At 31.8% G+C, this 13,128-nt stretch carries 13 protein-coding genes and 1 pseudogene; 7 read left to right on the top strand and 7 right to left on the bottom strand.

The features are described from left to right. Positions 1-47: 47 nt before the first annotated feature. From ABXQ82_RS04220 to typA, 5 genes are all read right to left on the bottom strand, one after another. Entirely contained in the window at positions 48-1,556 is a 1,509-nt protein-coding gene (locus ABXQ82_RS04220; RefSeq protein WP_367055331.1) for a sulfatase-like hydrolase/transferase, read from the bottom strand. Further along, on the bottom strand, positions 1,546-2,937 hold the full coding sequence (locus ABXQ82_RS04215) for a class I SAM-dependent methyltransferase (RefSeq protein ID WP_367055328.1): 1,392 nt from the start codon (positions 2,935-2,937) through the stop codon (positions 1,546-1,548). The genes ABXQ82_RS04220 and ABXQ82_RS04215 overlap by 11 nt, the downstream gene beginning before the upstream one ends. Beyond that, positions 2,921-3,142 (bottom strand): hypothetical protein, encoded by a 222-nt coding sequence (locus ABXQ82_RS04210; RefSeq protein WP_367055325.1) that lies wholly within the window; start codon positions 3,140-3,142, stop codon positions 2,921-2,923. Before ABXQ82_RS04210 ends, ABXQ82_RS04215 begins: the two co-directional genes overlap by 17 nt. Positions 3,143-3,208: 66 nt before the next feature. Then, positions 3,209-4,513, bottom strand: a complete 1,305-nt coding sequence (locus ABXQ82_RS04205) for an O-antigen translocase (protein WP_367055322.1) — start codon at positions 4,511-4,513, stop codon at positions 3,209-3,211. A 383-nt stretch (positions 4,514-4,896) separates the two neighbouring features. Further along, positions 4,897-6,696, bottom strand: coding sequence for a translational GTPase TypA (typA, locus tag ABXQ82_RS04200; protein WP_367055319.1), 1,800 nt, complete (start codon positions 6,694-6,696; stop codon positions 4,897-4,899). A 581-nt stretch (positions 6,697-7,277) separates the two neighbouring features. Between typA and kdsA the strand changes: the two genes are divergently transcribed. Continuing rightward, a complete protein-coding gene (kdsA, locus tag ABXQ82_RS04195; protein ID WP_367055316.1) occupies positions 7,278-8,096 on the top strand; it encodes a 3-deoxy-8-phosphooctulonate synthase in 819 nt (272 codons plus the stop codon). A 165-nt stretch (positions 8,097-8,261) separates the two neighbouring features. Here kdsA and ABXQ82_RS04190 read toward each other — a convergent pair whose 3' ends face one another. After that, the gene (locus ABXQ82_RS04190) at positions 8,262-8,639 is read right to left on the bottom strand and encodes a DUF1801 domain-containing protein (protein ID WP_367055313.1); all 378 of its coding nucleotides are present in this window, start codon (positions 8,637-8,639) and stop codon (positions 8,262-8,264) included. Between the two features lie 256 nt (positions 8,640-8,895). On the opposite strand from ABXQ82_RS04190, the gene ABXQ82_RS04185 reads away from it, so the two are divergent. Together ABXQ82_RS04185 and ABXQ82_RS04180 are read left to right on the top strand one after the other, a co-directional pair. Beyond that, complete coding sequence (locus ABXQ82_RS04185; RefSeq protein WP_367055310.1) at positions 8,896-9,507, top strand: hypothetical protein; 612 nt, start codon at positions 8,896-8,898, stop codon at positions 9,505-9,507. A 118-nt stretch (positions 9,508-9,625) separates the two neighbouring features. Further along, positions 9,626-9,919 (top strand): transcriptional regulator, encoded by a 294-nt coding sequence (locus tag ABXQ82_RS04180; protein ID WP_367055307.1) that lies wholly within the window; start codon positions 9,626-9,628, stop codon positions 9,917-9,919. On the opposite strand, the pseudogene ABXQ82_RS04175 reads toward ABXQ82_RS04180, so the two are convergent. Beyond that, positions 9,902-9,967, bottom strand: a pseudogene (locus ABXQ82_RS04175) (TRASH domain-containing protein); the annotation flags it as partial. The gene ABXQ82_RS04180 and the pseudogene ABXQ82_RS04175 overlap by 18 nt on opposite strands. A 39-nt stretch (positions 9,968-10,006) precedes the next feature. Between ABXQ82_RS04175 and ABXQ82_RS04170 the strand changes: the two are divergent. From ABXQ82_RS04170 to ABXQ82_RS04155, 4 genes are read left to right on the top strand one after another with little or no spacing between them, the layout of a single operon-like run. Then, positions 10,007-11,386, top strand: a complete 1,380-nt coding sequence (locus ABXQ82_RS04170) for a DUF4173 domain-containing protein (protein WP_367055304.1) — start codon at positions 10,007-10,009, stop codon at positions 11,384-11,386. Between the two features lie 32 nt (positions 11,387-11,418). Beyond that, on the top strand, positions 11,419-12,048 hold the full coding sequence (locus ABXQ82_RS04165; protein ID WP_367055301.1) for an ElyC/SanA/YdcF family protein: 630 nt from the start codon (positions 11,419-11,421) through the stop codon (positions 12,046-12,048). Next, the gene (locus tag ABXQ82_RS04160; RefSeq protein ID WP_367055298.1) at positions 12,045-12,440 is read left to right on the top strand and encodes a DUF2809 domain-containing protein; all 396 of its coding nucleotides are present in this window, start codon (positions 12,045-12,047) and stop codon (positions 12,438-12,440) included. Before ABXQ82_RS04165 ends, ABXQ82_RS04160 begins: the two co-directional genes overlap by 4 nt. A 27-nt stretch (positions 12,441-12,467) precedes the next feature. Next, positions 12,468-13,127, top strand: a complete 660-nt coding sequence (locus tag ABXQ82_RS04155; protein ID WP_367055295.1) for a DUF1361 domain-containing protein — start codon at positions 12,468-12,470, stop codon at positions 13,125-13,127. Position 13,128 lies beyond the last annotated feature (1 nt).

Below are 13,128 nucleotides of genomic sequence, written 5' to 3'. Positions count from 1 at the left end.
ATTATACCATAAAATTAGTTTATTATGTTCCAAATCATAATATATTTTTAATCCAAATACTTATTAAAAACCACATCACCTTCATTATTTATCAATTCATAAACACCAAAAGGCGCATTTTTCTTAATAATACCATAGCTTTTATCTTCTTGTAAATTTTTCAAATAAGATTCATCTTCACTTAAATAAGAAAATAGCACTCTGAACAAATTAACATTAGTTTTGAGCCTAGTATCAAATTCGGGTGCTTTATCTGGCCATTTAATGGCTAATGCGGCGGTAAAAGCAGATTGTACCAAATCCTCATTTTCTTGCTTTTCTAGAGTTTCTAGCATATAATTCATACCAACATAACCTCCATGGTCTGATACGATCACGATCATACAGTTCTCGTCATTTTCAATAATCATAGAAACCATGCCCAACAACCAATCATTACACTTTTTTAGACTTTCTAAGTAAACTTTACGCTCTTCATTTTTTCCCCTGGAAGACTCCTTTGTATATGCAATATGATTGGGGAGCATTTTTTCAATAAAATAAAAATTATTGGTTGTTTTATTTTCTTGAATTACTCTTTTCAATTCGTTATCAATAGTTTTGGTCAAACTAAAGCCTTTATCTGTAAATGGCAATTCCTTATAACTATAGTTACAATAATCATAGAGCATTTTAGGTCTATTAATTAATAGGTATGGTTTCTCCAAAATTAAAAAAGTCTTGTAATCGTTGTTCTTAAAAATCGAAACAACTGGATTCTCTCCTATAATGACATCCCTTGAGTTATATAATTCATCATTACCATATGGTTTTGGTTTGTTATAATAATGATGTTTCATAACAAACAGAGAACTATTTGAGCTCAACGTAGATTTATAGTTACTTCTAAAACCTTCGTAAAGCTTAAAGTTTTTTTGAGATAAGCTTTCTTCAAAATCACTATTATCAAAATTATAATTATCCTTTTTTAATTCTGAAAAATTAGCATACCCATCTGGCTGTATGATATATACGTTTGGCTTTTTTTTAAAATGAACACTTTCTATGGTGTCTGGTTGTTGCATCCACGCCTTAGAATATGAAAAATAACCATACAAATCTGGCATTAACTTAACGAGAGAAAACACAGCTAATAAAAACTGAAACACAAGAATTTTTCTGATGTGCTTATAGAATAAAACACCTAATACTGCCGCAAATAATAAAGCTATAATTAACACCTTTGTCCTAAAACCATACATACTCAGAATGATTAAGACAAGAAAATAAGAATGGTTTAAAATTGGTAAACTATATTTCTGGTATTTTTTTAAAAATTTAATTTTTTTGAATACCATATATAAAATCAAAAAAGAGATACATGGTAAGACCAAAAAGACACCTACAAAAAAAAGAATTTGACTCTTAGAATTTACTTGCGAAAAATTAAAATCGTAGTAATGCAGCATAGGATATAAACCAGAGGCAACTGCTGCTAGAATAGAGAAATTTACTGTTGTACCTACATCTTTCTTTTTTATAAATTCTGTAACAATAAATCTTAGCCTACTTATCATTTTTATTTTTTAACAAATACATTACTCTTTTTGAATTAACAATAGATTTCTTTTCAAGAATTTCGAAATTTTCTGAATAGGAAAGCTCAAAATTTTCAATATTATAAAACTCAAAGTAGTCTTTAAACTCGCCCTTATTATTTAATAATCTTTCTACCCAAGAATCATCTCTTTTAGGGAATTCGATAATTAAGTATTGAGAAAAAGAAGCAAAAAAATTGGCCGACATTTTAAAAGGTATATTGCCTGATAATGAAATATGATGTATTAAGGCTAAAGCTAAGGTTACATCAGGAGCAAATTTTTTAACCCTATCTACAAAGGAGTCCCTCTCTTCGTTATTAAAACCAATACTTGATGACGGATTTAGAACATCTAAAACAAATGGTATTATGTTTGACTCTTTATTTAGTTTAATGGATTTATAATTTGAATCCACGGCATTATTATCAATATCACAGACTAAAGCAATCTCAACATTTCTTTGTATTTGTCTTACAAAAGCACCATCATTACCACCTACATCTATTAGCCGTTTTGCTTCAATTTTGTTGACCCATTTATTAATGCTGTTAGATTTTTGTAAAAAAGCATCATCGGCATAATTGGTTTTACTGTAATAATTACCCCATTCACTATTCTCTTTTAAGGTTAGTTTTTTGATATAATCATATAAACTATCAATAATATTAAATTGTGCTTTTTTTGATAATGATGCTACTTTTGACTTACCCACATAATCCTCGTTATGCTTATCTTCAAATTTAGCCAATAAGTGTATATTTGAATATAAAAACGGGTTGAGCTTAGATTTTAAAGGCAACATTGATGACAGCATTTTTAGAGGTATGCCATCAATAAAGTTACTTACTAATTTCAAAGATTGGGCCCCATGATAATATGCTAAAAGTAAAGGTCCTAAAAAATGGGTAATAAATTGTTTATATCCTCGCCAAGGCTGGTTTTCTTGATAAAAATCAAATGACAGCGTATCGATGAATATAGCCTTACCTTTATAAAAAGTAACATTAAATGCAGAAGCATCTTTAAGTGAAAAATTATGTTCTAAACAGTATTTTTGAAGTTTTAGTGTTAATAATGCTGCTTCTTTATATTGATTAAAACACCACTCATAAGGATATGTTATAAATGGAATTTGTTTTGGTTGTATCACCATTTCAGAATCATTTTCAAACAATTCTTCATGCTCGATCAACAATCCTAAATCAAACAGTTTGTTAAAAACATTTTGACTTTTAAGTGCTTTGTACTGTTCAAAATAAACAGGGAAAATACGGCGTTTTATAATGCCGTTATCATTAAAAATATATCCCGAAGGATCTCTAAACGAAGATGGAAGCTGATTATTTGTTCTCACCATTTTCTTTTGCTTCAGTCTCAGAATCTTCTACATCAATATCATCAAACAACTCATCATTATCATACTTTACCATACCAAAAAACAATTTAACCTTGTATAATAAATTCTTTGAAAAGAGTAAAAAACCTGCAACAGCCGCAACAATTGCCTGAACGATCATTGCTCCTAACCCGGGATCGAAATATAAAAAAATGATTAGCTCCATATAGTAAAATTAAATATAATTTAGATAATGTAGTGATTAAAACAATTGAATCTATTGTAAAGATAATTAATTATTGTTCTTAGCAATATCAACCCCAAAAAGGGAGCTTCCAAATATTAATAATATAACGCCATAATACATAACGTAACTTACAAAATGGCCAATTACGGCACCTTCGACACCATTTGTTTTTATAAAATAAATACTGGTGATATATAACATAACAACAAGAAAAGCTTCAGTAACAATATAATGCCAAAACATTTTTTTTGCCAAAAACTGATATGCAATAATCATGGAGAGCACCTTTACAAAATCTCCTAATAATTGCCATAAAAATAAACCTTCAACAGGTTCAAACTCTTCAGTAAAAACAACATTTATGATGACAGATTTTAGTAAATATATGATTAAAAGTCCAGCACCTAAAACAGGAACAATTATCTTGTAAAGTGAAAATACTTCTTTTTTAAATTCCTTAATATCATTAATTTTCGAAAACCTTGGAATGATGTATAACCCCATCATAGAACTCACAAACATTAAATAGTACTTAGAGATGCGTATCATAGCTTCCCAAAATCCTGCTTCCTTATAACCAATGGTATCAATAATATAAGTACGGATGGTTAAAATAACTAAGGGCAAAATAACAGCCGAAAACAAGACCATACCACTAAATGGAGCCAATTTTTTTAAATAGCTAACACTAACTTGTTCAACGTTTAAAAGAGGCACTAAACTTCGCCTATTTATAATCCCCACTAGTGTAATTAAAAATATTAGAGATTCTGAAATGGCAACAGAAATAAGCGCCCCATCCAAATTACGTTGATAAATTAAAAGCAACGCAATGCTTAAACTTAATATTTGCCCAATGATGTTAATAATAATGAGGATTTTATACTTGGAAAACCCATTCATAATTGAAAAAGTGAACATGTTTAAGGCATAAAACGGCAATACAAAGGCAAATATCTTTATAATGTATGCGTAATTATTATAACTAGGGAAGATTAAAAAATTAATATAATCTGCCTTGAAATAACAAAAAAAGGACACCAAAACCGTAGTTATAAAGCCAACATAATAAACCGTTGAAAGCAATTTGCTCAAACGCACTAAATCATCTTTAAATTGATCTACATACTTAACAATACCTTTGTAAAAACCAAGTGTGGCGATTGTTTGTGCAGAAGTAACGAAGTTTCTTAAATTCCCTATAAGAGCTAAACCTTCAGGGCCAATGAAAACAGCGATAGCTTTTGATGTTAATAGACCTGCCATTATTCTCGTAAATACAGCAGCTGCTCTTAAAGAATTAATCTTAACTAAAATAGTCTCGTTAATATATTTTATTAATTTTTTCAATAGATAAGATATGTTGCAGTTATAAACTAAAAAACTAGGCGTTTAGTATATTTATTTACGCATCAAATATACAAAATCAATCAAAAGAAAACCATGAAGCGGCACTATTAAGTATGATTTTATTTACACTAAGAAATAATCATATTTTGCGCAAACTTATTTCTTTAAAATATGAAATAAATTAATGGACAAAATTGCAAGATTAGTGATAATTATGGGCTTAGAGATTGGTTGTAAAAAAAAGCCATAAGCAACAAAAAGCAAACAACCAAGGGCATTTATCAACCGTAGCTTTACAATCGATTTCATTAAAAAAGAAATTAAAACTGTTGCCATGGCCGTATAACCCAGCCACTCAACAGTTTCAATTCCTAGAAATACCATTATATGGATTTATTGCGCTTGCGCTCAACTTCTGTTAAATGGATTTTACGCAGGCGTAAAAATTTTGGTGTAACCTCAACATATTCATCTTTCTGAATATATTCTAAAGCTTCTTCCAAAGAGAATTTAATTGCTGGAACAATTTTGGCTTTATCATCTGCACCGGAAGAACGCACATTACTCATCTTTTTGGTTTTAGTGATATTAACCGTCATGTCATCACCACGAGAATTTTCTCCAATCACTTGACCTTCATAGATATCTTCTCCCGGATCTACAAAAAACTTACCTCTATCTTGTAATTTATCAATAGAATACGGAATTGCTTGTCCTTTTTCCATAGATACTAAAGACCCATTTTGACGTTCTGGAATTCCACCTCTAAGCGGTTGGTATTCTTTAAACCTATGAGCCATTATAGCTTCACCCTGAGTTGCTGTTAATAATTGGTTACGTAAACCAATAATACCTCTGGAAGGCACCATAAACTCACAAACCATACGGTCGCCTTTAGCTTCCATACTTAACATTTCTCCTTTACGCATCGTGACCATTTCAATGGCTTTACCAGAAACTGTTTCAGGTAAATCAATGGTCATTTCTTCAATAGGTTCACATTTTACACCATCAATTACTTTGATAATTACCTGTGGTTGACCTATTTGAAGTTCATAGCCTTCGCGTCTCATTGTTTCAATCAAAACCGATAAGTGCAATACACCACGACCAAAAACCATAAACTTATCAGCACTATCCGTCTCCTCTACTTTTAGTGCCAAGTTTTTCTCAAGCTCTTTCGCTAATCGGTCTTTAATATGGCGAGATGTTACATATTTTCCGTCCTTACCAAAAAACGGAGAATCGTTAATTGTAAATAACATGCTCATTGTTGGCTCATCTATAGCAATGGTTTTTAAACCTTCAGGGGTTTCCCAATCAGCAACAGTATCACCAATTTCAAAACCATCTAATCCAACAATAGCACAAATATCTCCAGTTTGTACGCTTTCAACCTTTAAACGGCCTAAGCCTTCAAAAATATGAAGTTCTTTTATTTTAGCTTTGACAATGCTTTTATCTCTTTTAACTAAAGAAATATTTTGTCCCACTTTTAATTCGCCTCTTGTTAAGCGCCCAATAGCTATTCTTCCCGTAAACGAAGAAAAATCCAAAGATGTAATTAACATTTGTGTTGATCCCTTTTCTATTTTTGGCGCAGGAACATGGTCAATAACCATATCCAATAATGGCTCAATGTTTTCAGTTTCATTTTGCCAATCATCGCTCATCCAGTTGTTTTTTGCCGAACCATAAACGGTTGGAAAATCTAACTGCCACTCTTCAGCACCTAATTCAAACATTAAATCAAATACTTTTTCGTGTACTATATCTGGCGTACAGTTTTCCTTATCAACTTTATTGATAACCACACATGGTTTCAATCCTAAATCAATGGCCTTTTGCAACACAAAACGTGTTTGTGGCATTGGGCCTTCAAAAGCATCTACTAATAGTAAAACACCATCTGCCATATTTAAAACACGCTCTACTTCTCCACCAAAATCGGCGTGACCAGGCGTATCTATAATATTAATTTTTGTGTCTTTATAAATTACAGAAACGTTTTTAGAAGTAATTGTAATTCCTCTTTCACGTTCTAAATCGTTGTTATCCAAAATTAAATCGCCAGTATTCTGATTTTCTCTAAATAACTGACAATGATACATGATTTTGTCAACCAAAGTCGTTTTGCCGTGGTCAACGTGAGCAATAATTGCAATGTTTTTAATATTAGCCATAATAGTGCCTTATTTTAAGCGTGCAAAGGTACTCCATATTTTAACATAACAAGAACATTAGCCTAATATTTAGTTAACCCGTTGTGCATTTTTGCCCTTTTTAATAAACAAATGTCAGTTCGAGTGAAATTCTGAAAGAATTTTGTATCGAGAACAGCTTTTCTAAAACGAAAATTTTTATTCTCGATACAAATTTTGCTCATTTCAATCGCAAAACTCACTCGAACTGACAAAATTTTCTCAAAATACACAACAGGTTTAGTTAATTAAATGTTATAATCTCATTTTGAAAAAACTTTTTTTCGGTTTCTCTCGTTAGATAGATAAGTAACTAAAATTTAGAACGATCATGAAAATGTCTCAAATCTTACATACATTACATTTAGCAGGTGTTGTTTTACTATCATTTGTGATTTTAGAAATAGCAACTGATGTCTTTCAAGTTTCACCCCAAACTAAGCAGTTAATTATGTTTGTCGGCATTTTAGTTACTGTAAATTTATCCGTAATGATTGAGACTATCAGAAAGTATAGAAAGAAACGTATTTAATATGTAACTTTGTGGCTTAAAATTTAAGCAGATGCATCTTAACGACCTTCCGAAGTTAAAACACACAAATTCCAACAATTTCTTTTTACTATGCGGTCCATGTGCCATTGAAGGCGAAGACATGGCGTTGCGTATTGCCGAAAAAGTTCTAAATATCACAAGCAAGTTAGAAATTCCTTATGTTTTTAAAGGCAGTTTTAAAAAGGCAAACCGAAGTAGAATTGATAGTTTTACGGGAATAGGCGATGAAAAAGCTTTAAAAATTCTTCGGAAAGTTTCTGAAACTTTTGATGTACCTACGGTTACTGATATTCATGAAATTTCTGATGCTGAAAAAGCTGCTGAATATGTTGATGTTTTACAAATCCCTGCATTTTTAGTGAGACAAACCGATTTAGTTGTCGCTGCCGCGGAAACGGGCAAGGTTGTGAATTTGAAAAAGGGACAATTTATGAGTCCAGAAGCCATGAAACACGCCGTGCAAAAAGTGAAGGACGCTGGAAGTGATAAAGCGTGGATTACCGATAGAGGCTCCATGTTTGGCTACCAAGATATGATTGTGGATTTTCGAGGTATTCCTACCATGCGAAAATTTGCGCCTACTGTTTTAGATGTGACACATTCTTTACAACAACCAAATCAATCTGCTGGGGTTACTGGTGGAAGACCTGATATGATTGAAACGATTGCCAGAGCTGGAATAGTAAACAATGTAGATGGTTTATTTATTGAAACACATTTTGATCCTGCCAATGCGAAAAGCGATGGCGCCAATATGTTGCATTTGGATAATTTGGAAGGATTGCTGACCAATTTGGTGGCTATTAGAAAGACGATAAATGGTCTTTAAATAAATTGAAATCTATATTCTGTAAGGTTTTATCCCGATAGTTATTGTAATTTGTAGCTGTGATTCATGAATTCCTTGAAGCCTTTAAGAGTATCTAACGGATGTTCCAGACCTGTCAGGTTTTAAAAACCTGACAGGTCTCAAGATGAAAAAACATTTTTCAACCTAAATAAACCAAGCCCTCTTACTTTTTCTGAGCTGCTCTGAAGCGGCATGCAATAGTTCCACAAAATTTTCATGATCTAAATCTTCTATGGATTTTAATTGAATGGAACGTACTTGCTTACGTTTATTATCATTTTTTAAAACAGGAAAAGCTTCTTCAAGTAAAATACCCTGAACAAAAGCTACATCTACATAATTTGTTCCTTTTAAAATATTTAAATATAACATTGGTTTTTTTCCGATATTATAAAACGGAATTTTATAGCTGTACCTTTCCTCTATTTCTGGAAGTGTACTTAAAATAACACCGCGTACATAAAGCATTATAGATTGAAACGGTTCTTTTTGGTTTATAAAATAGTTGTCAACAGGTTTCACAGTTTTGTTTCTTTTTTTCTCTTCTCTATCTTCTATCTTCTATTTTCTTTAGTCTATCTTCTATTCTCTATTTTCTTTAGTCTATTTTCTATCTTCTATTCTCTATTCTCTATTTTCTATTTTCTTTTTTCTCTAGTCTATCCTCCATTTTCTCTACTCTTTTCTCTATCGTCTTATTTTAATTCCAAACTTAACAAAAATTTATAATGTATAATTCAAAAATAATCATTTACTTTGCATTTCAAAGTACTTTTATATGGAATCAAAAGATTATCTAAAAGACATTAGCGAGATTAAAGATATGATGAACAAATCATCTCGCTTTATTTCGTTGAGCGGTCTGTCAGGAATATTGGCTGGTATTTATGCTTTAATCGGTGCGGCAATTGCATATTATCTGGTTACAACATATAGCCATGGCGTATTAACTTTAGACGGACAAATATTTAGGTTATGTCTATTAACGTTATTCCTAGTGGCATTTTTAAGCGTTGTTACCGGTATTTTTTTAACCACACGAAAAGCAAAAAAGAATGGTGCAAAAATTTGGGATGCCACCTCAAAACGTTTGGTATTTAACTTTTTGATACCGCTTGTTGCAGGTGGCGCTTATATTTTAATCATTTTAAGTCAGGGTAAATATGGGCAATCTGGTGGGTTAATGCTTATTTTTTATGGGTTGGCTCTGGTAAACGCTTCTAAATACAGCATTGGGGATATTCGGTATTTGGGCCATGTTCAAATTATTCTGGGCTTAATTGGTGCTTTGGAACCAGGTTATGGTTTTTGGCTTTGGGTTATTGGTTTCGGATTTATGCACATTATATATGGTACTTGGATGCATTTTAAATATGATGTAAAAAAATAAATGTCGCGCAAAGACGCAAAGGCGCAAAAAACAAGACGCAGCCGTAAACTGTTGACTGCTGACTGCTTACTGCTTACTGCTTACTGCTTACTGCTTACTGCTTACTGAAAACTAAGAAATGAGTATCATAACCAACATAAACAAAGCATTCGATCATCGTATTAGATTAGGCATCATGTCTGTCTTAATGGTGAATGAATATGCTGATTTTAATATGCTGAAGGAACTTCTAGGCGCAACAGATGGCAATTTAGCAAGCCATACAAAAGCACTTGAAAAAGCCGAATATATAAAAGTAGAAAAACAATTTATAGGCCGAAAACCAAACACCCGCTACTCTACTACAAAATTAGGTAGAGCAGAATTTAAGAAACACATTGAAGCTCTTGAAAAATTAATTAACAAACAATAACTTCCTGTCTTTGCAGGAATGACAACAAAAAAAATATATTTTTTTACTAACTCACTTTGAAAATCAAAGTACTTTAAAATAATCAAAATGAAGCACATACCATTAGTAATCGGCGCCCTTTTATTTAGCACTTTGTTCCATAAACAAGGCATAGGTTTAAACCTTTCAATCTTTAGTGTTTTAGCACTAATAATTTTGGTGTTTTATAATAGTGCGGCTTTTAGGCAAAAAAGTACTTTAGCCTATGCCGCTCTATATTTAGTGACTGCTTTAGCCGTTTTTATTTACAATAATAGTTTGTCGATTATTGCAAATACGGTTGCGTTTTTCACTTTAGTGGGACATGTGTCTGAGCAAAATTCATCTATATATGTCAACTGGCTCAATGGTGCATATTCGTTTATTGCAGGTTTTTTTCATAGGAATTTCAATCTAAAAAGCAAAGCACAAAAAGTAGCCGTAAAAAAAGACATTGATTATCTGCATCTCGCAAAAATTATTGGTACTCCAGTTGCAGTCGTTTTCATTTTTATCAGCCTATATAAAAATGGAAACCCGATGTTTAACGACTTAATTAACGGTATAAATTTCAGCTTTATAAATTTTCAATGGATTTTGGTTGCCGTTTGTGGTTACTATTTATTGAGTAATATCTCAAAACCTGTAATTGTAGATCCTGCAACGACAAAAGATGCACAAACAGGAAATGACTTAGAAAAACATGGAGAAATTAAAACTGAGGACTTAAAAAAGGAGCATCAATTTGGCTTTATTTTAATCACAGCTTTAAATGCGCTTATCATCCTGTTTCTTATCACAGATGTCACCTATCTGATTACCTCAGACGATTTAAGAGCATCTTCATTTTCAAACCAAGTGCACGACGGTATCAACGCTTTAATTGCATCAATCATCATCGCCATCATAATTATACTCTATTTTTTTAGAGGGAACTTAAACTTTTATACCAAAAATAAAAGCTTGAAACTAGTGGCTTACATATGGATAGCCCTAAATGCCATACTTGTAATAAACATCATCATAAAAGACTTTCAATACATCTACTATTTTGGTTTGACTTATAAACGCATCGGAGTTTTAATCTATTTAGTATTGACCGTTATTGGTTTGGCTACCACTTTCATTAAAGTGAAAAACATCAAGAATTTCTGGTATTTATTCAGAATTAATACGTTGACTGCATTTAGCATTTTAGTCGTGTCTTGTACTGTAAATTGGGACAGCTACATTACCATTTACAACCTCAACTATGCAAAATCGATGGATTTTAAATACCTCGTGAAGCTCTCCAACAATAACACTTTCATTCTTAAAAATTATATGGATGAACATGTTTTAGATCGTGATAAAGTTTTTGCCATTCAGAAGAAGTATAAAAATTATTTAAATGAATTGAAAGACAATTCATGGCAGGAAATTCAGTTTGATAATTTTAAAATTAAATAGATATGAAACTTTTCCCCTTTCAATTCATAAAAATGAAGTATTCAAAAATTATCATCAGATTGATAATAGCGACTATAACTTTAGTAGTACTGATAGATTTTTCAATGTCTTATAAAGCAAGACACTATGTTTTTGATGATTTAGAAACTATTCAAAACAATAAAGTCGGACTTGTTCTAGGAGCTGGAAAATACACATCTCATGGCAACATTAATTTGTATTACAAATACAGATTGGAAGCTGCTATTAGATTATACAAAGCAGGAAAAATAGAATTCATTTTGGTGAGCGGAGATAATGGCAGAAAGGATTATGACGAACCTTCGGATTTCAAAAACGACTTGATAAAACGAGGTATTCCAGCCCGCAAAATAGTTTTAGACTATGCAGGTTTTAGAACCTTGGATTCCGTAGTGAGAGCCAAAGAAATTTTCGGTTTATCAGAGTTTACAATTATTTCTCAAAAGTTCCATAATGAGCGTGCTTTGTTTCTTGCCAAAAGCCATAACATAAAAGCCATTGCTTTTAATGCAAAAGATATTCGTGGGCGTTTTGGTTTAAAAACGAATCTTAGGGAATATTTGGCACGAACTAAGGCAGCTGTAGATATTCTGTTTCATGTGAAACCTAAATTTTTAGGTAAAAAAATAGAAATATCATGAGGTTTAATATAACATATTCCGGCTTAACAACGCTTTTATTGAGCGTTGAAATTTTGATTGCAGTCTTCTTAAAAACAGGTTTTATCAGGCATACTTTCGGAGATTTTTTATGTGTGATTTTATTGTATTGCTTTTTCAAAATCTTTATTGAAGGCAACCATTTTAAAATTGCTAGTTCAGTTTTGGCAATTGCTTTTGCTATAGAATTTTTACAGCTCACAAATTATCTCGAATTGTTCAATTTACATCATAATTATCTGGTAAAATTGATTTTAGGAAGCACGTTTCACATATCAGATTTAGTGGCTTATACCTTAGGCATTATTACTGTTTTAATTATTGAGAACAGACCCCAGACCTGTCAGTCCCGAAACTTCGGGGTCAAAACCTGACAGGTCTCATTAAACTCAAAAAAAACTATGGATTACATAAAACACCTCTTTTTGTCCCGATTCAAAACATTTTCAACACTTAGTGTTTCAATGCTATTTAGTATTGTTTTATTGATGGTAAGAATGAAATTAACACATTCGTTCTTTTACCTGTTTCTGGTTTGGAATTTGTTTTTAGCAGCCATTCCCTTTGCCATAACCACATATTTAGTAAGTCTCCCCAAGCTTAATAAATTTGTATTAGCGTTATGGTTTAGCGTGTGGCTGCTTTTTTTACCCAATGCACCTTATATCGTCACAGATTTGCTACACCTCAAAATAAGTAATACCTCGTTTTTATGGTTAGATATTTTGGTGGTGTTATCATTTGCTTTTAATGGTCTAATCTTATTTTTTATTTCATTAAAAGATATGAAAGCCATATTGGCATCATTTATAAGCAAAGCAAAGACGGATTATCTAACTACTTTCATTTTCTTCTTAACAGGTTTTGGAGTGTATTTAGGCAGATTTCTGCGCTATAACTCATGGGAAATTCTTAGCAATCCAAAGTATTTATTTGTTGATATTACCACCATTGTGCTTCAGCCATTTTCAAATCAAGAAGCTTGGTTGTTTACAATCCTATTTGGAGCATTTTTAAGTATCGGATTTTGGATGTTTAATAATTTAAAAAACACCAATTAAA

The sequence above is a fragment of the Algibacter sp. 2305UL17-15 genome (genome assembly GCF_040720935.1).
In the GTDB taxonomy this organism is placed as follows: Bacteria; Bacteroidota; Bacteroidia; order Flavobacteriales; family Flavobacteriaceae; genus Jejuia.
This window is presented reverse-complemented; position numbering and strand designations above follow the sequence as displayed.

What these genes read in the sequence shown, in the direction of transcription:
- typA (WP_367055319.1), bottom strand. Translation starts at nt 6,696, where the DNA reads ATGGCTAATATTAAAAACATTGCAATTATTGCTCACGTTGACCACGGC.
- ABXQ82_RS04160 (WP_367055298.1), top strand. Translation starts at nt 12,045, where the DNA reads ATGAGGTTTAATATAACATATTCCGGCTTAACAACGCTTTTATTGAGC.
- ABXQ82_RS04170 (WP_367055304.1), top strand. Translation starts at nt 10,007, where the DNA reads ATGAAGCACATACCATTAGTAATCGGCGCCCTTTTATTTAGCACTTTG.
- kdsA (WP_367055316.1), top strand. Translation starts at nt 7,278, where the DNA reads ATGCATCTTAACGACCTTCCGAAGTTAAAACACACAAATTCCAACAAT.
- ABXQ82_RS04210 (WP_367055325.1), bottom strand. Translation starts at nt 3,142, where the DNA reads ATGGAGCTAATCATTTTTTTATATTTCGATCCCGGGTTAGGAGCAATG.
- ABXQ82_RS04215 (WP_367055328.1), bottom strand. Translation starts at nt 2,937, where the DNA reads ATGGTGAGAACAAATAATCAGCTTCCATCTTCGTTTAGAGATCCTTCG.
- ABXQ82_RS04220 (WP_367055331.1), bottom strand. Translation starts at nt 1,556, where the DNA reads ATGATAAGTAGGCTAAGATTTATTGTTACAGAATTTATAAAAAAGAAA.
- ABXQ82_RS04185 (WP_367055310.1), top strand. Translation starts at nt 8,896, where the DNA reads ATGGAATCAAAAGATTATCTAAAAGACATTAGCGAGATTAAAGATATG.
- ABXQ82_RS04180 (WP_367055307.1), top strand. Translation starts at nt 9,626, where the DNA reads ATGAGTATCATAACCAACATAAACAAAGCATTCGATCATCGTATTAGA.
- ABXQ82_RS04155 (WP_367055295.1), top strand. Translation starts at nt 12,468, where the DNA reads ATGGATTACATAAAACACCTCTTTTTGTCCCGATTCAAAACATTTTCA.
- ABXQ82_RS04165 (WP_367055301.1), top strand. Translation starts at nt 11,419, where the DNA reads ATGAAGTATTCAAAAATTATCATCAGATTGATAATAGCGACTATAACT.